The organism is Citrobacter sp. Cpo069 (assembly GCF_030332785.1).
Classification (GTDB): Bacteria; Pseudomonadota; Gammaproteobacteria; order Enterobacterales; family Enterobacteriaceae; genus Citrobacter; species Citrobacter portucalensis.
In genome coordinates, this window is the sequence record NZ_JAOWHD010000046.1 from 261145 (window position 1) to 283082 (window position 21938).

Genomic DNA, 21938 nt, shown 5'->3' on the forward strand with positions numbered 1-21938 from the left:
CGGGCAAGTGAAGCGCTCCCGGCTTACCCAGTGCCGGATGCGGCGTTAACGCCTTATCCGGCCTACAGGAACAATAAATTATTGCGGCATGGCGTCGCGGGGGATAATCGCCCCACGATGCTGAATGACGGTGCTTGCCGTCAGGTGGCCGCGTTTTGCGGCTTCGGCGGCATCGCCACCGGTCAGACGGACCGCCAGATACCCGGCGCTGAAGGAGTCTCCGGCCGCAGTGGTATCGATCACTTTCTCTTTCGGCAATTTAACGGCCGGAACGTCGATCAGTTCTTCGCCTGCAATGGAAACCAGGCAAGAGTCTGCGCCGCGCTTCACTACCACTTCCTGAACGCCAGCTGCGTGAGTACGGGCAATCACCTCGGCAACGGGTTTTTCACCCCACAGTGCGTCTTCATCGTCCAGCGTCAGGAATGCGATATTGGTGCATTCCAACATTTGCTGATACACCTGCTGGGTTTCTTCTTTGCTGCTCCACAGACGTGGGCGGTAGTTATTGTCAAAAATGACCTTTCCGCCGTTGGCACGGCATTCACGCAGCAATGACAGCAGCTTGTCACGGCTTGCCGGGCTTAAAATCGCCAGGCTGATTCCGCTCAGATACAAGTAGTCAAATGTCGCCAGTTCTTCGCAAATCGCGGCAGACTGCTCGCTCTCCAGCCAGAATTTTGCGGCGGCTTCATTACGCCAGTAATAGAAGGTGCGCTCGCCAGTGCTGTCGGTCTCAATGTAGTAGAGACCTGGCAGGCGGTTTTCCATGCGCTGGGTTAATGAAGTGTCTACGTTTTCACCCTGCCAGGACTCCAGCATTTGTTGGCTAAAACTGTCGGTACCCAGTGCAGTCACATAGTGTACGGAAAGTGCCGCCGCATCGACCTGACGGGCGATATAAACGGATGTATTCAACGTGTCGCCACCGAATCCGCGCTGAACGTCAGCGCCTTTCTGTGACAGCTCAATCATGCATTCGCCAATCACGGCAATCTTTCTGGACATAGTCGTAACCTGCTCTGAAAAAAATTAGCGTTAGTGTGCGCTGTGGGTGTTAAGTGGTCAACTATATTAAAACATCGTTCCATTATTTTTTTGAGCCAGCACGTGTTCTGCGTTGTTTTTGCCGCTTAGTTTTTATTTTTGCGCACAGCTGAACGTAAAGTTCTTCGTCTGAGCGCCGATAACCTTTGACGAGTCCGGTCAGTCACACTCTTATTTACAGGACATCTCAGATGATAAAGCAGGTTACCCAGCAGCTCATTACGCCCGATGCGAGTATTGAAAGCTTGCTGGAAAGACGCTATTGGCTGCAGTGCGAGCGTGCTTACACCTACCAGCCAATTTACCAGACCAACGGACGGCTGATGGCCGTTGAACTGCTGACCGTCGTGAGCCATCCTGATAACCCTTCCCAACGTATTGCACCAGATCGCTATTTTGCTGAAGTGGCTGTACGGCATCGTGTTGATGTAGTGAAAGAGCAACTTCTGCAGCTTGAGCTGAAAGGGGGCTTTTTCAGAGCCAACAACCTGCTGGCTTCAGTGAATGTCGATGGACCAACACTCATTGCGATGCGTCAGGATCCCGAAATCCTGAAAATCATTGAAGGCCTGCCGTGGCTGCGTTTTGAGCTGGTGGAACATATCCGCTTGCCGAAGGGGTCGTCGTTCGCCTCAATGTGCGAGTTCGGCCCGCTCTGGCTGGATGACTTTGGTACCGGAATGGCGAACTTCTCGGCGCTTAGTGAAGTGAGTTATGACTATATCAAAGTGGCGCGGGATCTGTTCGTCATGCTGCGCAAGACGCCGGAGGGACGTAATCTCTTCACACTACTATTACAGCTCATGAACCGCTATTGCCGCGGTGTCATTGTCGAAGGCGTTGAAACGCTGGAAGAGTGGCGCGATGTGCAAAACTCACCGGCTTTCGCTGCGCAAGGCTATTTTCTCTCTCGTCCAGTACCTCTGGATACGCTTGAAGAGGTGATCCTGTCGCTTTGATGAGGGCGTAGTGCACCTCCTTTTCATCCTGCTGGACTATCTTTAGGACAGGCAAGGAAGGAAGTAAGGAGGTTAGACATGACGAGAACAGGTAAAATAACCACTTCAGTAATAGGGGTTTTCTTGTTGTTGATCGTCGTACTCATCATTGTGATTGCGACATTTGACTGGAACCGGCTCAAACCGACCATCAACCAGAAAGTCTCTACAGAACTCAACCGGCCCTTTGCTATACGGGGTGACCTGGGCGTGGTTTGGGAACGCCAGAAGCAGGAAACTGGCTGGCGTAGCTGGGTTCCGTGGCCGCATGTTCATGCTGAAGATATCATCCTCGGCAACCCGCCAGATATTCCCGACGTCACCATGGTGCATCTCCCGCGCGTTGAAGCTACGCTCGCCCCGCTGGCACTGCTGACAAAAACCGTCTGGCTCCCGTGGGTCAAGCTGGTCAAACCCGATGCGCGGCTGATCCGCCTGTCGGAGAAAAACAATAACTGGACCTTTAACTTAGCTGGGGACGAAAACCGCGATCCTGATGCGCCGCCATCAGCATGGTCTTTCCGGCTGGATAACATTCTGTTCGACCAGGGACGTATCGCCATTAACGATAAGGTGACGAAGTCGGAGATTGAGATCCTGGTCGATCCGCTGGGTAAACCGTTGCCCTTTAGCGAAGTGACCGGCGCAAAAGGTAAAGAGAGCAACGCCCGCGTCGAGGACTACGTGTTTGGGCTGAAAGCGCAAGGACGATATAACGGCGAACCGCTAATCGGTAGCGGAAAAATAGGCGGAATGCTGGCGCTGCGTGGCGAAGATACGCCTTTCCCGATTCAGGCTGATTTCCGTTCGGGCAATACGCGTGTAGCGTTTATCGGCACGATAAACGATCCGATGAATATGGGCGGGGCGGATCTGCGGCTTAAATTCTCGGGAGATTCGCTAGGGGATTTGTACGATTTGACCGGCGTACTGCTCCCGGATACGCCGCCGTTTGAAACCGACGGACGTCTGGTGGCGAAAATTGACCCGGAAAAATCCTCTGTTTTTGATTATCGCGATTTCAATGGCCGCATTGGCGACAGCGATATTCACGGAACGCTGGCCTACACCACCGGTAAACCGCGACCCATGCTGAAGGGCGATGTGGAATCACGCCAGCTGAGGCTGGCCGATTTGGGGCCGCTGATCGGGGTGGATTCAGGCAAAGGGGCGGAACGGGCAAAACAATCTGAACAGCGCAAAGGTGAGAAGAGCATTCAGCCAGCGGACAAGGTCTTGCCGTATGACCGTTTTGAAACCGATAAATGGAACGTGATGGACGCTGACGTGCGTTTCAAAGGACGGCGTATTGAGCATGGCAGTAGCCTGCCGATCAGCGATCTCTCCACTCATATCATCCTGAAAAATGCTGACCTGCGCCTGCAACCGCTGAAATTTGGTCTTGCGGGAGGCAGCATTGTCTCCAGCATCCATCTGGAAGGGGATAAAAAGCCGATGCGGGGGCAGGCGGATATTCAGGCGCGGCGGCTGAAGCTAAAAGCGCTGATGCCCGATGTGGAACTGATGCAGAAAACGCTCGGTGAAATGAACGGGGACGCCCGGTTTAGCGGAAGTGGAAACTCGGTAGCGGCGCTGCTGGGTAACAGCAATGGCAACCTGAAACTGCTGATGAATGACGGCTTGATCAGCCGGAATCTGATGGAAATTGTGGGCTTGAATCTGGGGAACTATCTTGTCGGGCAGATATTTGGTGATGACGAAGTGCGGGTGAACTGCGCGGCGGCGAATCTGGATATTGTTAACGGCGTGGCGCGTCCGCAGATTTTTGCTTTCGACACGGAAAACGCAGTCATCAATGTCACTGGTACGGCAAGCTTTGCGTCGGAGCAACTGGATTTAACCATCGATCCGGAGAGCAAAGGGATTCGTATTATTACTCTGCGTTCGCCGCTGTATGTTCGCGGCACATTTAAGAATCCGCAGGCTGGCGTGAAGGCCGGACCGCTGATTGCGCGCGGTGCGGTTGCTGCCGCATTAGCCACGTTAGTTACTCCCGCGGCAGCCTTGTTGGCGCTGATTTCGCCGTCAGAGGGTGACGCGAATCAGTGCCGGACGATCCTGTCGCAGATGAAGAAGTGATGTCTGGCCGGATGTTTATCCGGCCTGGATTTCATGCTCAACCCAGGCCGGAGAAGGTAGTTACACCGCATCCGGCAAAAGAATTACAACGACTGATGGCGGGTTTCGTGGGTCAACAGCAGTGCAATCAGCGTCAATGCCGCCATCGATGCCAGATACGTACCAACAGCCGCCAGACCATAATTCGCCTGCAACCATGCAGCGATGTATGGGGCAACCGATGCGCCGAGAATCGACGAAACGTTGTACGAGAACGACGCCCCCGTGTAGCGCACTTCGGTCGGGAACAGCTCCGGAAGCAGTGCGCCCATTGGGCCAAATGTCAGACCCATCAGGCTTAAGCCCAGCAACAGGAAGGCGAACACCAGCACCGGATTGCCAGAGCCGAGCAGCGGTTTAAAGGCAAACAGCGCAAACAGAATGATCAGCGTGGTGATGATAAGCATGCTCTTGCGGCGACCAAACGCATCGGCCAGCAGGCCCGCCACCGGTACCATGACGCCAAAACCAATAACCGCCATCATCAGCATCCACAACACTTCATTACGCGGCAGGCCAAGCCCTACGGGCGCTGCGGCGGTACTGAACGTCATCGAATAGACGGTCATGATATAGAACAACGTATAGGTCGCCAGCATGATGAACGTGCCGAGGATCGTCACGCGAACATGTTTTGTCAGTAGAGTACCCAGCGGGATTTTCACCTGTTTTTTCGCCGCGGCTACTTTGGCGAAAACCGGGGATTCATGCAATGAAACGCGGACGTACAGACCGATAATCACCAGCACCGCGGAGAAGATGAACGGTACGCGCCAGCCCCAGCTCATGAACTGTTCGTCGGTCAGCAGCCAGGAGAGCAGCAGAAAGGTACCGTTGGCGAAGAAGAAACCGATAGGCGCGCCCAGTTGCGGAAATGATCCGTACAGCGCGCGTTTGCGCGGTGGCGCGTTTTCCGTCGCCAGCAACGCTGCGCCGCCCCATTCACCGCCCAGACCTAAACCCTGACCAAAACGCGCCAGCGCCAGCAGCAGTGGGGCGAAAATGCCGATAGTTTCATAGCCCGGCAGCAGGCCAATGACGACTGTCGAGATCCCCATGGTAAGCAGTGAAGCAACCAGCGTGACTTTACGGCCGACGCGATCGCCGAAATGTCCGAACACCGCGGAACCGATTGGTCGGGCCACAAAGGCGATAGCAAAAGTGGCGAGGGATTGTAGCGTAGCCGCGGTCGGATCCCCCTGCGGGAAGAAGATATGGGGAAACACGATTACCGCGGCGGTGGCGTAAATATAGAAGTCGAAGAACTCAATGGCGGTGCCAATGAGCGAGGCGACGACAACTTTATTGCGCGAGTTGACCGGGGTGTGTTCCTGTTCGTTGTCGAGTGTTGTGGCTGTTGCTTGCATAATATTTTCTTATTTTTGGCCGAACGAAAGGTCATATTACGCACAGCAAAAGAGACATTTCAATCTGTAACAAACTTTGAGATCGGTCAAAAATGGAGCAAAAAGGGGATAATTTTTAGGCTTGAGATTTCACTTCCATGAAATGCTTCACACAATTTAAAACTTGGATGATAAAACTGGTTTTTGGTTAAATAAAAGTTACGGGTTGGATTTATTCACTAAATCAGTGAGAACAGGCGGCATTATAATTGCCGGATGGCGCTACGCTTATCCGGCCAGTTAACAAAGATTAGCGGTGTGTTTTCCCCGGCATACGCGGGTCGTCTTTGTATTCCGCCGTGGCAATCCAGGCTGCGCAAAACAGGGTCAGACGAGCGAAGAAGTAGAAGAACGCCATCAGTCCAAGCACGGAACCAAATGCCGCGCCTGACGGCGACTGCACCAGTGATGGCAGCGTATACGTCATGATCATTTTGATGACTTCAAACCCCAGCGCCGCGATAAAGGTACCGCGTATGAGCGCTTTCTTACGCGGTCGGTGACGCGGTAGCCGCCAGAAAATCCAGAAGAACAGCAGGTAGTTGGCGAAAATAGAGATGGTCAAGCCGATCAGCCGCCAGGCGGGCTTCAGCCATTCGATACCGTCGAGATACAGCGCAGAGATAATCATCTGCTGGGCGGAACCGGCGATAGAGGTAATGGACAGGGTAACAATCAGCGCAACCAGTAAGCCAATCAAGGAAACAAAATCACGCAGATATTTGACCCAAATTTTATCCTGATCCTGCGGCGTACGTTCCCAAACATCCCGCGACTGGGCACGAATCGCTTCGCGCAGGTTCCCCATCCAGTTAATGCCGGAATAGAGCGCGATACCCAGCCCAACCAAACCTACGGTCGTACGCTGCTGAACGGCGGTATTGATGGTGTTTTTCAGCGTAGAGGCGAGCGTCGGATCGCTGACGTTCAGCAGAATCTTGCTGAAGATATCCTGCAACAGCGTAGGGTGCGAAGCGAGAATAAAACCCGCGGCGGCAAACGACACCATCAGGATTGGGATCATCGACAGAAACGAGAAGTAGGTAATGGCGGCACCAAACTGATTTCCCATACGATCGTTAAACCGCTCTGCGGCACGAATAAGATGGGCGATGATGGGCTGGCGTTGAATTTTATCGGCGAAGGTCAGCGCGGTTTTCAGCGCCTGGTTCGCTTTAGCGTTTTTCTCCGGCGCGGCGGAGGCTGGTTTATGTTCTGGCGTAGGGTGTTTTGCGTCTTGTTCCTGCGTCATCCGATCGGTTGTCCTTATTTTGTTCACTCATGACATTATAGCCTGCTCAGGGGCGCATCCTGAAAAATGGACTAATCCACATAGTCTTTCATCACGCCAGTCAGCCATTCCATAAACAGATGTATCCGGCGGGAGAGGTTGCGCCGATGCGGATAAAGCAAAGAGACTGGCATTGGCTCGGCGCGATATTGCGGCAACACTTCGACCAGCGTACCGGCGCGCAGGGCATCACGCACGCCAACGCGCGGCACCTGAATAATGCCCAGACCGGCAAGGCATGCCGCGTGATAGGTTTCGGTACTGTTTACCGTTAGCATGCCGCCGGTTTTAACCCATTGCGTGCCGTTTTCTGTCGCCACTTCGAAACCTTGCGCACGCGTTCCCAAATTGACCGAGTAATGCACCACTGCATGCGAGGCAAGATCCTCCAGGCTTTCCGGGTAACCAAAGCGGGCGAGGTATTGCGGGCTGGCGCAGTTAATCTGCGTGAGTTTCCCCAGCGGGCGCGCAATCAGCCCTGAATCTTTCAGCGTACCTACGCGTACCACACAGTCGAAACCTTCGCGGATCAAATCCACCAGGCGGTCGCTGCTGCTGAGTTCGAGTTCCAGGCCCGGATACTGATGCAAAAAGCTCGGTAAGCGGGGCATCACCAGGTTTCTTGCTACACCGACCGGCATATCAACGCGCAGCTTGCCGCTGATGCTGGACGGATCGTGATGGAACAACCCATCCAGCTCATCCAGATTACTCAACAGATCTTTCGCGCGTTCGTAATAGATCATGCCGTCTTGCGTGAGCTGAACGCGGCGTGTTGTGCGGTGCAACAACTGCGTGCCCAGATGATTTTCCAGAGCCTGGATCTGGCGCGATACGCTACCTTTAGGAAGTCCGAGGGTGTCTGCGGCACGCGAAAAGCTCTCCAGTTCTGCGACGCGGATGAACAACTGCATTGCGTGAATTTTATCCATTCTCATGCCCTATTGTTGTTCTAAATGAAACAGTAATGCGCAGTTAGCAGTATTTATTGTTCTTCTATCACCTAATAAGCTTTGTCTCAATCTTCACAACACCTGAAATGAGGTTTCTTATGACGCAACGTATCGCATTGGTGACTGGCGGCGGCCGTGGACTCGGTAAAAACGCGGCGCTGAAGCTAGCGAGTAAAGGAATCGGTATTATCCTGACGTGGAACAGCAATGAAAAAGAAGCGCAGCAGGTTGTGGATGAAATACGCCAATCTGGCGGTAAAGCGGCGGCATTACCGTTGAATGTCGGTGATATTTCTACATTCCCTCAGTTTGTTCAACAGGTGCAGGGAACGTTACAAACGCAGTGGCAAAGTAACGTGTTTGATTATTTATTGAACAATGCCGGAATCGGCATTAACGCACCGTATCCGGCATTTACTGAAGCGCAATTTGACCAACTTTTGAACATCCATTTTAAGGGCCCCTTTTTCCTGACGCAGAGCCTGCTACCGCTGATGAATAAAGATGGTCGCATCCTCAATGTCTCGACCGGACTTGCCCGCTTTGCGCTACCGGGTTACAGCGCATACGCAGCCATGAAAGGTGCGATGGAAGTGTTAACCCGTTATCAGGCAAAAGAGCTGGGAGAGCGCGGTATAACGGCGAATATTATTGCGCCAGGCGCAATAGAAACGGATTTTAGCGGCGGAAATGTGCGGGATAATGCGCAATTGAATGCGTACATTGCATCGCAAACGGCGCTGGGACGCGTTGGTTTGCCGGATGATATCGGCGATGCCATTGCTGCGCTGCTCAGCGATGAACTGGCCTGGATGACGGCACAGCGTATCGAGGTATCCGGCGGAATGTTCCTGTAAACCCATAAGGTGCTTATTCAACAGGTCACGGCATGCGTTGAATAAGCACTTAATGCTAGATTGTATTTTGTAACAGATTTATCCATTGTCGTAGATATCTTATTTTTAGCTAAAAATATAAAATCATATTAATTAATATTCATTGTCTTATCATGAGTGTCGAATATTAAGATTTTCCCTAATTTTCGAACCTGTTTTTGCTCCTTTGTATGATCCTTTGGGTTGAGCTGTAACTATTCATAACTTCTGCTTCTTTCTTCTCCGGCTATCGGTAAAATGGCCCCCCGCCAAATGGTGACTTCTTATTTTACCCTATGGGTAATACCCTTCCGCATGTTAAGGCTAATATCCTATTCGGATGGAGATAAATAATGCAGGTAGTAATGTTTGACAGGCAGTCAATATTTATTCATGGAATGAATGTAAGTTTGCAGCAACGTATTCCAGGAGTGGATGTTCAGGGTGTCAGTCAGGCAGATGAACTTTGGCTGACGCTGGAAGATAAACCCGAGGCATTAGTTATATTGGATGGTGACCTTGATGCTGAGATCTGCTGTAGCTTGCTGCAACAGATAGCAGAGCGCTTTGCGATGGTGAAGGTGCTGGTGACCGCAACGGACTGCCGTAAAAAATGGCTGCAAGAGGTCACTAAACTGAACGTGCTGGCCATTGTTCCGCGCGATTCTGACGCGGAAACCTTTACGCTGGCCCTCAATAGCGTCGCGATGGGTATGATGTTTATCCCCAGAGACTGCATAACCGCTACCGAAAGCGGTGGGCAAAATATCAGATTGCTCAGCGCACGTCAGCGGGAGATTTTGACCATGCTGGCCGCCGGAGAATCTAATAAACAAATTGGTCGACTGTTAAATATCAGTACCGGAACGGTAAAAGCCCATCTTGAATCGTTGTACCAGCGCCTGGAGGTAAAAAACCGTACGCAGGCGGCAATGATGTTAAACAACACCATTTACTAGGAACATATTTCACAGTCAGAATATTTCTGGCTGTGAAATAAACACCGGCCAGATATTTTTAGCGCAAAATTGGGTAATTCCCACACTGAATATCCACGTAATTAATGCTTCCAGCTGAAACCTGTCTTTTATTTGCGTCATTTCCTTATGGATGAATGCCTCGCAGATCCTCATATCTGCGAGCAGCAATGTTTCTGCCTGCATCACCGTAATTGGGGTATCAAAGGATTCATTGGCGGTGATTTCGTGTCCGTAGCCAATGACCCAGATGCCTTTTTTGTCCTGATACTTTTCCAGCGACAGGCCCTGCCATTGCTTAATAAATGCAATACAAGCGGGCGTGAAATGCGTCGAACGCAGCGGCATAATAGTCTCTGTGCAAAGAGACCTATTCTAAAAAAAACACGCCGTTACGCTAGTTGCCTGACAGCCAGTATTTACCGCAAAACGACCTATGCCGTGGGCGGCTGATATTCCTGTTTTAACAGACCAAAAATCCAGTCATCGTGCCAGGTATGATGTAGCCAGTAGCTTGCGCGTAGCGTGCCTTCATGAATGAACCCTACCTTTTCCAACAGACGCCGTGAGGCTTCGTTTCCTGCGGTGACACAGGCGGTCAGTCGCCGCAGACCGCCGCTGGCAAATGCGTATTCACACACGGCATGCAGAGATTCAGCGCCATACCCTTTACCCTGCGCCTCTGGGGCGAGCAGAAAGCCAACCTCGGCACACTCATTGCTCTCCTGAATGTATCCTGTCACGCCAAGCGGTGCTCCCGATGTCTTATCGCACAGGAGCAGACATAGCCAGTGCGGGCTGCCGGGAAACCATTCAGGCAGGCGGGAGTCGAAGGCTGTCCGTATTTCCTCTTCAGTACGTGCGTCAGCGACAAAACGCATCACATCTGGGTTCTGCTGTAGCGTTAAGAAGAACGTCCAGTCATTTTCTGTCAGTGGGCGGCAGAGCAGACGTGATGTTTGCAGTACAGGCACAGGCTTATCTCCAGAATAATTTTCAATGATTGTGCGGAAGTCACTGTAAAACTTATTTATTTGCTATATGAATGTGTTCTAGTCTACATCGGCACAACGTTGCGTTTAAAAAAGATAATTACATACCATTGTGAGGCCGCACGTTTTGGGTCCTTTTAGGGAAGATGATGACCAATAGCGCGTTACAAGCGACATGTACACCCTTTGAACATTGTCTGGGGATTATCCGCCAGGCGTCGGTAGAAATATTACTGCTGCTAGGCGTACATGCCGCAGAAGGCAAAGACCCACGGTGGTTTCTCGAGCAACTGGATCAGGCACGACTGAATCTGGGCGGCTGGGGGGCTGTCGCCAGACGGTTGCAGATGAATGATGCGCAATTGAGCCAGTTCACTCTGCGGCTACGTCATCTTCAACAGAGTGTACCCCAATATGAAAATGGCCAGGACGTCAGTGAAAACCAGCTGATTTCAGCGCTGCGCTTTGTGGCTTCTCTGGAACAATTACGCCAGCAACAGCCCATCCTGAAGTATCAAACCGAAATTGCACCTGTGGAGCCGGATGCTCAGATGCGGGCGCAGCGTCAACTTCGCGCAATAGAATTAACCCTCAAATCTCTGATTGCACGGGTATGGCCGGATCAACATCCTCTCAACAGCTTTCTGAAACAGCACTTTGGTGGTGAACGTCTGCGTCGCTGGCTAAAGTTGGGCGAAGGACGAGATGCGCTGGACGGTATGATGTTTAGCGAGCTGGCGCTGATGGTCGTCGATAAGAAATTATTCGTTCGCCACTTTACGCAGATTTTTAACGATACTTCGGTGCTCATGTCATTTGTTGAGCCGCGTATCACGCTACGCATGTTTTTGGATGATTGCCGCCTGGCTCGTAACTGCGTTATCGCGCAGCAGCCGCTGACGTCGGTACAACTGATGTTGCTGGACTACCAGTACCGACAGATAACTCATCCTGTGCAACGGGCATTTGAAGAACGGCGTACGCGCATTAATCCTGCGTCGTATCTGGAATCTGATGAGGCCATGGTCCGCCAGTTTTGGGAAACAGCAAAGCAAAAAGACGAGCAAGCGGGAGGCGATAAGCATGAAATCGCAGACAGTATTGATCCGCCGGAAAAGCGAGCCAAGCGCACGGCGGAAGAACGTGAACAGCTGATTTCCGGCATGTTGTGGATAGCGGTCGGCGTGATGGTGCTGGCGATTTCGCTGGGGGCGTTCTGGTTATTCACTTCGCCAGCGCCACAGGCGTCTTCCGGACAATCCGTTGAAATTGTACAAGAGGAGCCACGGCGTGATGCCCCCAGCGCACGGGAGGCGGTGACCCGAATGGGCATCACCTGGGATGCCTTTAACATGCGGGCGGCTATCGATCGCAATGACACCCGCGTGACGTCACTGTTCCTGCAGGGCGGGATGGACTGGAAGCTGGCGTGGACGGAGCAGGCGTTTTCGGCGGGCAATACTGAGGTGTTGAGACTGCTGCTGCGTTACCCTTCGCAGATGGATGAAAGCAAACCATGCCGACAGTTTATGACTACGCTCAGCCATGCGATATCGAATGGGGCATCGCTCACTTCGCTGCATAAAAGTTATCTGCAAAGTTTTTGTTCCGTGCCTGCGGTCGTTGCGCGTCAGCAATATGATCTTGAGCAGGCTGAGCTGCGTGTTCGCGCCCAGCCAAGCCCTGAGAACAAGAAATGGCAGAAAATTCACGCCGAGCTGTACGATGCGATTAACTGAAAGCCTGATGACTCAGACCGTCAGCTGCTAGGGTTCGCCATACAAACCGATGAGTCGGCGTACCACGCCATTGGTCCAGCCAAAGCCGTCCTGCAACGGATATTCCCCTCCGCCGCCTTCGCGCGGCGCGGCGTCAGCTATGTGGTATTTTTCGATAAGTTTGTGGTGTTCCTGATAAAAGAGATTCACCGTTTTCAACCAGTTACGGGCAATTTCATCCCCGAGGTGGTCGTCACCGTACAGTTTGAAGCCCTGGATCGCCATCCACTGCAGCGGCGCCCAGCCGTTGGGTTTATCCCATTGCTCACCGGTTTCATGCTCCGTGGCTAAAATGCCACCGGGCGTGAGCAGGCGACTGCGAACTGCGTTAGCAAGCCGATCGGCTTGTTCATGCGTTGCCATACCGACATACAGCGGCACAATACTGGCGGCAGAGAACAGGGCCATTTGTTCGCGCCGCCAGTCGTAATCGCGATAGCAGCCGTTTTCATCGTCCCAGAGATAGCGGTTTACCGCATCACGACGATCGCAGGCTTTCTGGCGAAACAGCGCTTCCGTTTCTTTGTCACCTTTCAGCGCGGAAATATTGGCGATAGTGCTTTCCAGCTTGTAGAGGAATGCGTTCAGGTCAATTGGGATGAACTGCGTGGTGCGTATGCTGGCAAGGCGGCCTGCGTCGCGCAGCCAGCGCGATGAATAATCCCAGCCAGAAGCCGCGCCCGCGCGTAAATCCCGATACACTTCATTGGGCGGGCGACCCGAATGCTTGGCGGTCTCGACGTCTTCAAGCCATGACTCATCGCGCGGCGTATCACGATCGTCCCAATAGCGGTTAAGTAGAGAGCCGTCCGACATTCTGATCACGTGGCGGTAGGCCTGGTTGAGTACCAGGGAATCGGCGCCATCCATCCAGAACGCGTACTCCATTTTTAGATGATCAAGGTAACGACGCGCGCCGCGTACGCCATCTTCTTCAAACAGCTCCACCATCAGGGCAAAAACGGGCGGCTGTGAGCGGCTCAGATAGTAAGTACGGTTGCCGTTCGGGATGTGACCATAGTTTTCAATCATCCAGGCAAAGTTATCTGCCATACATTTCAGCAGATCTTCGCGGCCGCTCTCTGCCAGACCCAGCATGGTAAAGTAGGAATCCCAGTAGTAGGTTTCGCTAAAACGCCCGCCTGGCACAATGTATGACTGCGGTAACGCCAGCAGAGAGGACCAGGGAATGTGATCCTGCGGCTCGCGCGTCAGCACCGGCCACAGTTGATCAATATGTTCTTTCAGCGAACTTTCCGGGTCAGAAACGTATTCGCTGGAGGGCGTTTCCGGGAGCCAGAAATGGTTCTCGACGAAGCGTCGCAGATCGAAGTCCCGATGGCGTTTAACCTTGCGATAACGGATTAAAATGTCCAGCGGGTCCATTTTGGGCGCACAATCAGGGAAGGTTTTACTATCCGCAAACAGTTTGGATGACTGGACGTGTTCGAACAGTTCGAGATAACGATCGGCAGGAGTTAACGCATCTGAAGCGGGAAGCCCTTCAATCATCTCCGGCTCAGGCTCCGCCTCAATCATTTCATCCAGCTTTAACTCGCACGGATCCATTTCATAAAGCAGATCGATGTCGATCGTCATTTCTTCAGAAGGGGCGTGGGGTAGTTTCTGGTTGAGCATAATGAGAAAGACCTCCGATGGACGTTGAAAGATTAAGGCTATTGCCCGGTCGTCAGTTAAGCGTAGACACTCGCTTCGGTGTCGGGTGAGTAAAGCGTGCGGTTGATCACGTTTTAATGCTGAGCAAAATTTAAGGAATCAGACTATCCCAATGAAAATAATGGATAATTCAAAGTTCTGCATGCTCTGAATATATTCCATTTTCAGAGCATTCGATTGCAACGAGGTGTGAACAGAGAAAGGTAACGTCTTATCTCTATAATAGGCGCAGGCTATTCTATTGATAGTTCTCCTCCATGTAATTGCTTGATACTTATCAAAATAGTAATCCCCTTATTTCCTATGATGGTCAGGTCTGACAAAGACTGTGCATTAATTATTCTAATTTTTCTGGGTCACAATAACTCACAACGGTGAGGGTAAAATAATGAAAATCATTACCCGTCTTACCGCGATTGCCATAGCTGGCGTCGTGATTTGTTATTTTGGATTATCCGGTTATGTGTGGTATCACGATAATCAACGTAGCAAACAGGCTGATGTTCAGGCCTCTACGCTGGAAGAAAATAATAAGGTATTAGGATTTTTACGCGAAAAAGGATGCGATTATTGTCACACGCCTTCAGCTGAATTACCTTTCTATTCTTCTTTTCCTGTCGCTAAGCAGTTGATGAATTACGACATTCAACTGGGATACAAATCATTCAATCTTGAAGCCGTTCGTGCGGCGCTGGTCGCAGATAAACCCGTTTCGCAAAGCGACCTGAATAAAATTGAATGGGTGATGCAGTACGACACCATGCCGCCAACGCGATATACCGCGCTGCACTGGGCCGGGAAGGTCAGCGATACGGAGCGAGCCGAGATCCTGGGCTGGATTGCGAAACAGCGTGAGCAGTATTACGCCAGTAACGATACCGCCGCGCAGCATCGTAATGAACCGGTACAACCGATACCAGAAAGTATCCCGACCGATGCCCGCAAAGTAGCGCTTGGCTTTACGCTTTACCACGACCCGCGTATTTCAGGCGACAGCACGATTTCTTGCGCGCATTGCCACGCCCTGAATGCAGGCGGCGTGGATGGCCGGAAAACGTCGATCGGCGTAGGCGGCGCCGTTGGCCCGATTAATGCGCCGACGGTGTTTAACTCGGTCTTCAACGTTGAACAATTCTGGGATGGTCGTGCGCCAACATTGCAGGCGCAGGCAGGCGGCCCGCCGTTGAACCCTATCGAAATGGCGTCTAAATCCTGGGATGAAATTATCCAGAAACTGGATAAAGATCCGCAATTGAAGCAAGAGTTTATCGCGGTTTATCCGCAGGGATTCAGCGGAGATAATATTACCGATGCGATTGCTGAGTTTGAGAAAACGCTAATTACGCCAAATTCGCCGTTTGATAAATGGCTACGCGGCGATGAAGCGGCGTTAACTGCTCAGCAGAAACATGGCTATCAATTGTTTAAAGATAATAAGTGTGCGACCTGTCATGGCGGTATTATTTTAGGCGGGCGCTCATTTGAGCCATTGGGTTTGAAAAAGGACTTTAATTTCGGTGAGGTCACTGCCGCAGATATTGGCCGCATGAACGTCACTAATGAATTACGTGACAAGCTGCGTCAAAAAGTCCCGGGCTTGCGTAATGTTGCGCTGACCGCACCTTATTTCCATCGCGGTGATGTGCCTACGCTCGATGGCGCGGTAAAACTGATGCTGCGTTATCAGGTGGGTAAAGAACTGCCGCAGGAAGATATCGACGATATCGTGGCGTTCCTCGAAAGCTTAAACGGCGTGTATACGCCATATATGCAGGGTAAATAACCTCTGGCGTTATCCAGCCTGACGCGTTTTGCAGGCTGGATGATTTTTCTCCATGAACCGGTATAACATGCCTGCTCGGTTACAACAGCACGTCGATATCGGGTGATGAGTTAAGCAATGTATTCCTCTTCTTCCTGCACATAGTTTGCTTGTGCTTGCGCAAATATTTCTTCAGAGGAAACGAGAGCATGGTACCCCTGACCTTCAGGTTGAATAACAATCTTCAACGATTGATAAAGGGGAACGCTGTTGTCTTTTTTGTTCTGGCCGATGACGGCACCGGGCGCAAAAGGCGCAACTGCACAAGCGAAAGCCTGAACCATTTTCTCGCGACTCGCGTAATGTGACTTCTTAATGCTGAGGGCGTTACTGATGATAGCGCTGTCAATCATTGTTCCGGTCAACCAGTCACATGATGAAGAGTAACCTGCACACCAGCGCAAACCACTTCCCTGAGTGTACTCTTTCAACAGCTGAGTTTTGGTTCCTGCAAAACACGATCCCAGCATCAACCCACTGATGTTATTGTCTGCGGCTTTTTCACTGACTGCTTTTAGAATATCTTTCAGCAAAATGCCGCCAATGTGTGATTCGCTACCATGCGCTGCGACGTAAACAATTGTATTGCGAAAAACCTGCATACACAGGCACTCAAGGGCAATTTCGAAACTCTTCTTATTGTAGAAATTCAGAAAATAGACCTCAGTGTCGCCCTGGAGTCTGGCGATTCCTTGAATAAATGGAACGACCGAAGAACGATTGGAATCATGGTCATCCAGTTTCCAAGGGGATTCAATGACCAGGATACAATTACTGCTTTTACTTTTTGGCATGAAATATACACCTAAGTGAAATTATTCTTTTTTGTTTGTGTAATAACTGTGTTTTTGAACTTTTATATCGTTACGCAACTCTGCAAATAACTGGATAAAAACGGTCTTGTTTCCAGGTAGCTAAACAGGTCATTTAAAGGTCCCTCTTATTTGTTATCTGTCCGGATAACGTCACAATTATTGGAATCTTTATGAACCTTAACGCCAAGCGTCAGGGGATTACCCCTTTGTGTTTGCAAAATACTCGTGAGAAGAATACTTTGCAACATCAAGGAGATAAATCCACGCAATTTGCTGTGAATGGCTTGCAAGAACACCAGCAATTCATAGATCAGCATATTCAGAGTCAGCCTGTAAAAGCGATATTCTTTCGCAGTAATTTAATTAATAGTAGTTTTAATAATATTCTTTTCGCAAATTTAACTCTGAATCGTTGTTATCTTGAAAATCTTATTTTCGAAGATTGTGTCATGCGGAATGTTTGGTTTTCATACTGCGTGATCGTACAGCCTGTGGTTCTACGACGTTGCAATGTGGCGGGAATGCGTCTGCTGAATGTGCATCGGAGGATGTTTGTTTTTGAAGAGTGTACCGGTGTCGGGGAATTGCTCATTTCCTGACACCGGTCATTCAGATTAACGCATGGTAACGAACTCTTCTGCCGCTGTTGGGTGAATCGCAACGGTGTTATCAAAGTCTTTCTTGGTTGCGCCCATTTTCAGCGCGACCGCGAAGCCTTGCAGCATTTCATCCATTCCAAAACCAATGCCGTGAATACCGACAATTTTCTCCTCCGGACCGACGCAAACCAGTTTCATGCGGCACGGCTGGCGGTGTGAAGTCACGGCAGTGTACATCGCGGTAAACGAGGATTTATACACTTTCACCTGGTCATCGCCGTGCTGTTCGCGAGCCTGCTGCTCGGTCAGGCCCACGGTGCCAATTGGCGGGTGGCTGAAGACCACGGTCGGGATGTTGTTGTAGTCCAGATGCTCGTCCGGCTTGTTGTTAAACAGACGCTCGGACAGACGACGGCCCGCGGCAACGGCAACCGGCGTCAGCTCAACGGCACCGGTGTTATCGCCAACGGCATAAATCCCCGGTACGCTGGTGTTTTGGAATTTATCAACGACGATGTAGCCTTTTTCGTTGGTTTTCACGCCGGTAACAGCCAGATTGAAGTTGTCCGTTTCTGGCTCACGACCAATCGCCCAAATCAGGCAGTCTACCGTTTCGCTACGACCATCTTCCAGTTGCAGGGTCAGGCTGCCGTCAGCGTTTTTAACAACCGCTTTTGGAATCGCGTGAGTATGCAGAGTCGGGCCTTCGGCGTTCATCACCTCAACCAGCGTGTCGACGATCATCGGATCAAAGCTACGCAGCGGCGCGTGTTTGCGTACGAACAGGTGCGTTTGGGCACCCAGGCCGTTAATCACACCAGCCAGCTCAACGGCAATGTAGCCTGCACCAACAACAGCCACGCGTTCTGGTAACGCTGGCAGCTCAAAGAAACCATTAGAATCAATACCGTATTCCGCGCCAGGGACAGCCGGGCGACTCGGGCGACCACCAGTGGCAATCAAAATATGATCGGCAGTGATGATTTCACCATTCACTTCAACGGTTTTTGCATCAACGAAGCGCGCAAAGCCTTTGATCACATCGACATTATTTTTGCCCAGCACGTTGTCGTACGAGGTATGAATACGATCGATATAAGCGGTACGCGTGGCGATCAGTTTATCCCAGTCGAACTTATTGATGGTTGTGTCGAAACCGTAATCCGGACCGTACATGTGGATCGCTTCGCGGACCTGTGCGGCATGCCACATCACTTTCTTCGGTACGCAGCCAACGTTAACGCAGGTGCCGCCTAACTCTTTGGCTTCAATCAGTGCGCATTTTTGACCGTACATTGCTGCACGGTTAATGGAGGCAATACCGCCGCTGCCGCCGCCAATAGCGATGTAATCATAGTGCTTGGTCATGACCGCTCCTTTATGTTCATTGTAGGGCGGAGAAGCGTTACGCCATCCGCCAAAATATTCGCGATTGTATACCTGATATTAAAAGGTTCCACCGATGGCTGCGATTACTCCGGCACTATCCAGCTTACGGAAGTATGCCCGGTTCCTGTCGGAACCAGTTTGCTGTGCAACCACGGCAGGACGTTGTTCATCTGCTGCTCCAGCTTCCACGGTGGGTTAATCACAATCATGCCGGATGCCGTCATGCCGCGCTGATCGCTGTCCGGGCGTACTGCCAGCTCAATTTGCAGAATTTTGCGGATGCCGGTGTCTTCGAGATCGTGGATCATGCGCTTGATTTGTTGGCGCAGAACCACTGGATACCACAACGCATAGGTGCCAGTCGCGAAACGTTTGTAGCCTTCGTTAATACCGGTCACTACTGCCTGGTAGTCGCTTTTGATTTCGTAGGGTGGATCGATAAGGATCAACCCACGACGGGAAACCGGCGGTAATTTTGCTTTCAGCTGCTGATAACCATCGGCTTTGGCCACGCGAGCGCGCTCATCTTTCTGGAATTCGCCGCGCAGCAGAGGGAAGTCGCTCGGGTGCAGTTCAGTTAATTGCAGACTGTCCTGTTCGCGCAGCAGCTGGCGAGCAATTAACGGAGAGCCTGGGTAGTAGCGCAACTGACCGCTACGGTTGAAGTGCTGCACTACGCCAATGTAGGGTTCCAGTTCGGCAGGCAAATCGTCCTGCTGCCAGATACGGGCGATTCCTTCCAGGTATTCACCGGTGCGTTCGGCATGCTCACTGCTCAGCTGATAACGGCCAGCACCAGCATGGGTGTCCAGATAGAGAAACGGTTTTTCTTTCTCTTTGAGCGATTCAATGATCAGGCTCTGAACGGTGTGTTTAAGGACGTCGGCGTGGTTGCCTGCGTGATAACTGTGGCGATAACTGAGCATGGGTAATGAAATTCCGCTGAAATGACGATTTGCCACAGTTTACAGCAGATCGGCACAGATTACCCGCAGGCCCGGTAAGCGCAGCGCCACCGGGCGTCTTTCCATCACGGTTAGCATTGAAATCCTCTACACTTAACCCCATTGTACAAATTAATATGCACAGCGCCGGATACGCGCTTCATTCACTCTTTTCAACAGGACCGCGCTAATGACCAATCCATTGCTGACTCCCTTCGAACTGCCGCCGTTTTCTAAAATTCAGCCAGAACACGTTGTGCCTGCCGTCACTAAGGCGCTGAACGATTGCCGTGAAAACGTTGAGCGAGTGGTTGCGCAGGGCGCGCCGTACACCTGGGAAAATCTCTGCCAGCCGTTGGCGGAAGTCGACGATGTGCTGGGGCGTATTTTCTCTCCTGTTAGCCACCTGAATTCGGTGAAAAACAGCCCGGAATTGCGTGAAGCCTACGAACAAACGCTGCCACTGCTGTCTGAATACAGTACCTGGGTTGGACAACATGAAGGCCTGTACAAAGCGTACCGCGACCTGCGTGATGGCGATCATTACGCCACCCTGAACACCGCACAGAAAAAAGCGGTTGATAACGCGCTGCGCGATTTTGAGCTTTCTGGTATTGGTCTGCCGAAGGAAAAACAGCAGCGCTATGGTGAGATTGCCACCCGCCTGTCTGAGCTCGGCAACCTGTACAGCAATAACGTCCTCGATGCTACGATGGGCTGGACCAAGCTGGTGACCGACGAAGCGGAACTTGCCGGGATGCCGGAAAGCGCGCTGGCCGCCGCAAAAGCGCAGGCTGAAGCCAAAGAGCAGGAAGGCTATCTGTTAACCCTGGATATCCCAAGCTACCTGCCGGTGATGACCTACTGTGATAACCAGGGGCTGCGTGAAGAGATGTATCGTGCATACTCCACGCGCGCATCTGACCAGGGGCCAAACGCGGGCAAATGGGACAACAGCCCGATAATGGAAGAGATCCTCGCGCTGCGCCACGAACTGGCACAACTGCTGGGCTTTGAGAGCTACGCCTTTAAATCTCTGGCTACCAAAATGGCGGAGAACCCGCAGCAGGTACTCGACTTCCTGACTGACCTGGCGAAACGTGCCCGTCCGCAGGGTGAGAAAGAGCTAGCTCAGCTGCGCGCCTTCGCGAAAGCGGAATTTGGTGTTGATGAGCTGCAGCCGTGGGATATCGCTTACTACAGCGAGAAACAAAAACAGCACCTCTACAGCATCAGCGACGAGCAGCTGCGTCCTTACTTCCCGGAAAACAAAGCCGTTAACGGTCTGTTTGAAGTGGTTAAACGTATTTATGGCATCACCGCCAAAGAGCGCACCGATGTTGACGTCTGGAATCCGGAAGTTCGTTTCTTCGAGCTGTACGACGAAAACAACGAGCTGCGCGGCAGCTTCTATCTTGATCTGTATGCCCGTGAACACAAACGCGGTGGGGCGTGGATGGACGACTGTGTCGGCCAGATGCGTAAGACAGACGGCACATTGCAAAAGCCGGTCGCTTACCTGACCTGTAACTTTAACCGTCCGGTGAACGGTAAACCTGCGCTGTTTACCCACGATGAAGTGATCACCCTGTTCCACGAGTTCGGCCACGGTCTGCACCATATGCTGACCCGTGTCGAAACCGCGGGCGTTTCCGGTATCAACGGTGTGCCATGGGATGCGGTCGAACTGCCGAGCCAGTTTATGGAGAACTGGTGTTGGGAGCCGGAAGCGTTGGCGTTTATCTCTGGTCACTTTGAGACCGGTGAGCCGCTGCCGAAGGAACTGCTGGATAAAATGCTGGCGGCGAAAAACTACCAGGCAGCGCTGTTTATTCTGCGTCAACTGGAGTTCGGTCTGTTTGATTTCCGTCTGCACGCGGAGTTTAACCCGCAGCAAGGGGCTAAAATCCTCGAGACGCTGGCGGAAATTAAAAAACAGGTCGCCGTGGTGCCGGGCCCAACGTGGGGCCGCTTCCCGCATGCCTTCAGCCACATTTTTGCTGGTGGCTACGCAGCGGGTTACTACAGCTATCTGTGGGCAGACGTACTGGCGGCAGATGCCTTCTCTCGCTTCGAAGATGAAGGGATTTTCAACCGTCAGACCGGACAATCGTTCCTCGATAACATCCTCACCCGTGGCGGTTCTGAAGAGCCGATGGAACTGTTCAAGCGCTTCCGTGGCCGCGAGCCACAGCTGGATGCAATGCTGGAGCATTACGGGATCAAAGGCTGATTA

The 21938-nt window shown here is 51.8% G+C and carries 18 protein-coding genes; 8 read left to right on the forward strand and 10 right to left on the reverse strand.

Features of this window, described 5'->3' with window-relative positions; genetic code table 11:
* Positions 1 to 78 precede the first annotated feature (78 nt).
* A complete protein-coding gene (kdgK, locus tag OGY08_RS10840; RefSeq protein ID WP_008786409.1) occupies positions 79 to 1008 on the reverse strand; it encodes a 2-dehydro-3-deoxygluconokinase in 930 nt (309 codons plus the stop codon).
* 230 nt (positions 1009 to 1238) lie between these two features.
* Here kdgK and pdeH point away from each other — a divergent pair, with 230 nt between their 5' ends.
* On the forward strand, positions 1239 to 2006 hold the full coding sequence (pdeH, locus tag OGY08_RS10845) for a cyclic-guanylate-specific phosphodiesterase (RefSeq protein ID WP_008786408.1): 768 nt from the start codon (positions 1239 to 1241) through the stop codon (positions 2004 to 2006).
* Between the two features lie 78 nt (positions 2007 to 2084).
* Positions 2085 to 4145: an AsmA family protein gene (locus OGY08_RS10850; protein WP_125362778.1), complete on the forward strand. Its 2061-nt coding sequence runs from the start codon at positions 2085 to 2087 to the stop codon at positions 4143 to 4145.
* An 83-nt stretch (positions 4146 to 4228) separates the two neighbouring features.
* On the opposite strand, the gene OGY08_RS10855 is transcribed toward OGY08_RS10850, so the two are convergent.
* From OGY08_RS10855 to OGY08_RS10865, 3 genes are all read right to left on the reverse strand, one after another.
* Positions 4229 to 5551, reverse strand: a complete 1323-nt coding sequence (locus OGY08_RS10855; protein ID WP_003023312.1) for an MFS transporter — start codon at positions 5549 to 5551, stop codon at positions 4229 to 4231.
* Between the two features lie 289 nt (positions 5552 to 5840).
* Positions 5841 to 6842, reverse strand: coding sequence for an inner membrane protein YhjD (yhjD, locus tag OGY08_RS10860; protein ID WP_125362779.1), 1002 nt, complete (start codon positions 6840 to 6842; stop codon positions 5841 to 5843).
* A 71-nt stretch (positions 6843 to 6913) separates the two neighbouring features.
* Positions 6914 to 7813 carry a LysR family transcriptional regulator gene (locus OGY08_RS10865; protein ID WP_048227285.1) on the reverse strand — a complete coding sequence of 300 codons (900 nt, stop codon included), beginning with the start codon at positions 7811 to 7813 and terminating at the stop codon, positions 6914 to 6916.
* Between the two features lie 119 nt (positions 7814 to 7932).
* Here OGY08_RS10865 and OGY08_RS10870 point away from each other — a divergent pair, with 119 nt between their 5' ends.
* Both OGY08_RS10870 and OGY08_RS10875 read left to right on the forward strand, forming a co-directional pair.
* Positions 7933 to 8691, forward strand: coding sequence for an SDR family NAD(P)-dependent oxidoreductase (locus OGY08_RS10870; RefSeq protein WP_125362780.1), 759 nt, complete (start codon positions 7933 to 7935; stop codon positions 8689 to 8691).
* A gap of 371 nt (positions 8692 to 9062) precedes the next feature.
* Entirely contained in the window at positions 9063 to 9668 is a 606-nt protein-coding gene (locus tag OGY08_RS10875) for a helix-turn-helix transcriptional regulator (RefSeq protein WP_125362781.1), read from the forward strand.
* Between the two features lie 15 nt (positions 9669 to 9683).
* On the opposite strand, the gene OGY08_RS10880 is transcribed toward OGY08_RS10875, so the two are convergent.
* On the reverse strand, positions 9684 to 10034 hold the full coding sequence (locus OGY08_RS10880; protein WP_048215347.1) for a glycoside hydrolase family protein: 351 nt from the start codon (positions 10032 to 10034) through the stop codon (positions 9684 to 9686).
* 86 nt (positions 10035 to 10120) lie between these two features.
* A complete protein-coding gene (locus OGY08_RS10885) occupies positions 10121 to 10660 on the reverse strand; it encodes a GNAT family N-acetyltransferase (RefSeq protein WP_048215348.1) in 540 nt (179 codons plus the stop codon).
* Between the two features lie 167 nt (positions 10661 to 10827).
* Between OGY08_RS10885 and OGY08_RS10890 the strand changes: the two genes are divergently transcribed.
* Positions 10828 to 12417, forward strand: coding sequence for an STY4199 family HEPN domain-containing protein (locus OGY08_RS10890; RefSeq protein WP_125362823.1), 1590 nt, complete (start codon positions 10828 to 10830; stop codon positions 12415 to 12417).
* Positions 12418 to 12444: 27 nt separating this feature from the next.
* Here OGY08_RS10890 and OGY08_RS10895 read toward each other — a convergent pair whose 3' ends face one another.
* A complete protein-coding gene (locus OGY08_RS10895) occupies positions 12445 to 14094 on the reverse strand; it encodes an alpha,alpha-trehalase (protein WP_125362782.1) in 1650 nt (549 codons plus the stop codon).
* 427 nt (positions 14095 to 14521) lie between these two features.
* On the opposite strand from OGY08_RS10895, the gene OGY08_RS10900 reads away from it, so the two are divergent.
* Positions 14522 to 15916, forward strand: coding sequence for a cytochrome-c peroxidase (locus OGY08_RS10900; protein WP_003837773.1), 1395 nt, complete (start codon positions 14522 to 14524; stop codon positions 15914 to 15916).
* 110 nt (positions 15917 to 16026) lie between these two features.
* Here the strand turns inward: OGY08_RS10900 and OGY08_RS10905 are convergent, their stop codons facing one another.
* Complete coding sequence (locus OGY08_RS10905) at positions 16027 to 16749, reverse strand: hypothetical protein (protein WP_048215350.1); 723 nt, start codon at positions 16747 to 16749, stop codon at positions 16027 to 16029.
* Between the two features lie 191 nt (positions 16750 to 16940).
* Between OGY08_RS10905 and OGY08_RS10910 the strand changes: the two genes are divergently transcribed.
* Positions 16941 to 17369, forward strand: a complete 429-nt coding sequence (locus tag OGY08_RS10910) for a hypothetical protein (protein WP_032945301.1) — start codon at positions 16941 to 16943, stop codon at positions 17367 to 17369.
* A gap of 15 nt (positions 17370 to 17384) precedes the next feature.
* On the opposite strand, the gene gorA is transcribed toward OGY08_RS10910, so the two are convergent.
* Positions 17385 to 18737 carry a glutathione-disulfide reductase gene (gene gorA, locus OGY08_RS10915; RefSeq protein ID WP_008786397.1) on the reverse strand — a complete coding sequence of 451 codons (1353 nt, stop codon included), beginning with the start codon at positions 18735 to 18737 and terminating at the stop codon, positions 17385 to 17387.
* 104 nt (positions 18738 to 18841) lie between these two features.
* Entirely contained in the window at positions 18842 to 19684 is an 843-nt protein-coding gene (locus tag OGY08_RS10920; RefSeq protein WP_003827459.1) for a 23S rRNA (adenine(2030)-N(6))-methyltransferase RlmJ, read from the reverse strand.
* 208 nt (positions 19685 to 19892) lie between these two features.
* Between OGY08_RS10920 and prlC the strand changes: the two genes are divergently transcribed.
* Entirely contained in the window at positions 19893 to 21935 is a 2043-nt protein-coding gene (gene prlC, locus OGY08_RS10925; RefSeq protein WP_286565884.1) for an oligopeptidase A, read from the forward strand.
* Positions 21936 to 21938: the final 3 nt, after the last annotated feature.

What these genes read in the sequence shown, in the direction of transcription:
- OGY08_RS10920 (WP_003827459.1), bottom strand. Translation starts at nt 19,684, where the DNA reads ATGCTCAGTTATCGCCACAGTTATCACGCAGGCAACCACGCCGACGTC.
- kdgK (WP_008786409.1), bottom strand. Translation starts at nt 1,008, where the DNA reads ATGTCCAGAAAGATTGCCGTGATTGGCGAATGCATGATTGAGCTGTCA.
- OGY08_RS10900 (WP_003837773.1), top strand. Translation starts at nt 14,522, where the DNA reads ATGAAAATCATTACCCGTCTTACCGCGATTGCCATAGCTGGCGTCGTG.
- OGY08_RS10865 (WP_048227285.1), bottom strand. Translation starts at nt 7,813, where the DNA reads ATGGATAAAATTCACGCAATGCAGTTGTTCATCCGCGTCGCAGAACTG.
- OGY08_RS10870 (WP_125362780.1), top strand. Translation starts at nt 7,933, where the DNA reads ATGACGCAACGTATCGCATTGGTGACTGGCGGCGGCCGTGGACTCGGT.
- prlC (WP_286565884.1), top strand. Translation starts at nt 19,893, where the DNA reads ATGACCAATCCATTGCTGACTCCCTTCGAACTGCCGCCGTTTTCTAAA.
- OGY08_RS10875 (WP_125362781.1), top strand. Translation starts at nt 9,063, where the DNA reads ATGCAGGTAGTAATGTTTGACAGGCAGTCAATATTTATTCATGGAATG.
- yhjD (WP_125362779.1), bottom strand. Translation starts at nt 6,842, where the DNA reads ATGACGCAGGAACAAGACGCAAAACACCCTACGCCAGAACATAAACCA.
- OGY08_RS10890 (WP_125362823.1), top strand. Translation starts at nt 10,828, where the DNA reads ATGACCAATAGCGCGTTACAAGCGACATGTACACCCTTTGAACATTGT.
- OGY08_RS10855 (WP_003023312.1), bottom strand. Translation starts at nt 5,551, where the DNA reads ATGCAAGCAACAGCCACAACACTCGACAACGAACAGGAACACACCCCG.
- OGY08_RS10880 (WP_048215347.1), bottom strand. Translation starts at nt 10,034, where the DNA reads ATGCCGCTGCGTTCGACGCATTTCACGCCCGCTTGTATTGCATTTATT.
- OGY08_RS10910 (WP_032945301.1), top strand. Translation starts at nt 16,941, where the DNA reads ATGAACCTTAACGCCAAGCGTCAGGGGATTACCCCTTTGTGTTTGCAA.
- OGY08_RS10850 (WP_125362778.1), top strand. Translation starts at nt 2,085, where the DNA reads ATGACGAGAACAGGTAAAATAACCACTTCAGTAATAGGGGTTTTCTTG.
- pdeH (WP_008786408.1), top strand. Translation starts at nt 1,239, where the DNA reads ATGATAAAGCAGGTTACCCAGCAGCTCATTACGCCCGATGCGAGTATT.
- OGY08_RS10905 (WP_048215350.1), bottom strand. Translation starts at nt 16,749, where the DNA reads ATGCCAAAAAGTAAAAGCAGTAATTGTATCCTGGTCATTGAATCCCCT.
- OGY08_RS10895 (WP_125362782.1), bottom strand. Translation starts at nt 14,094, where the DNA reads ATGCTCAACCAGAAACTACCCCACGCCCCTTCTGAAGAAATGACGATC.
- gorA (WP_008786397.1), bottom strand. Translation starts at nt 18,737, where the DNA reads ATGACCAAGCACTATGATTACATCGCTATTGGCGGCGGCAGCGGCGGT.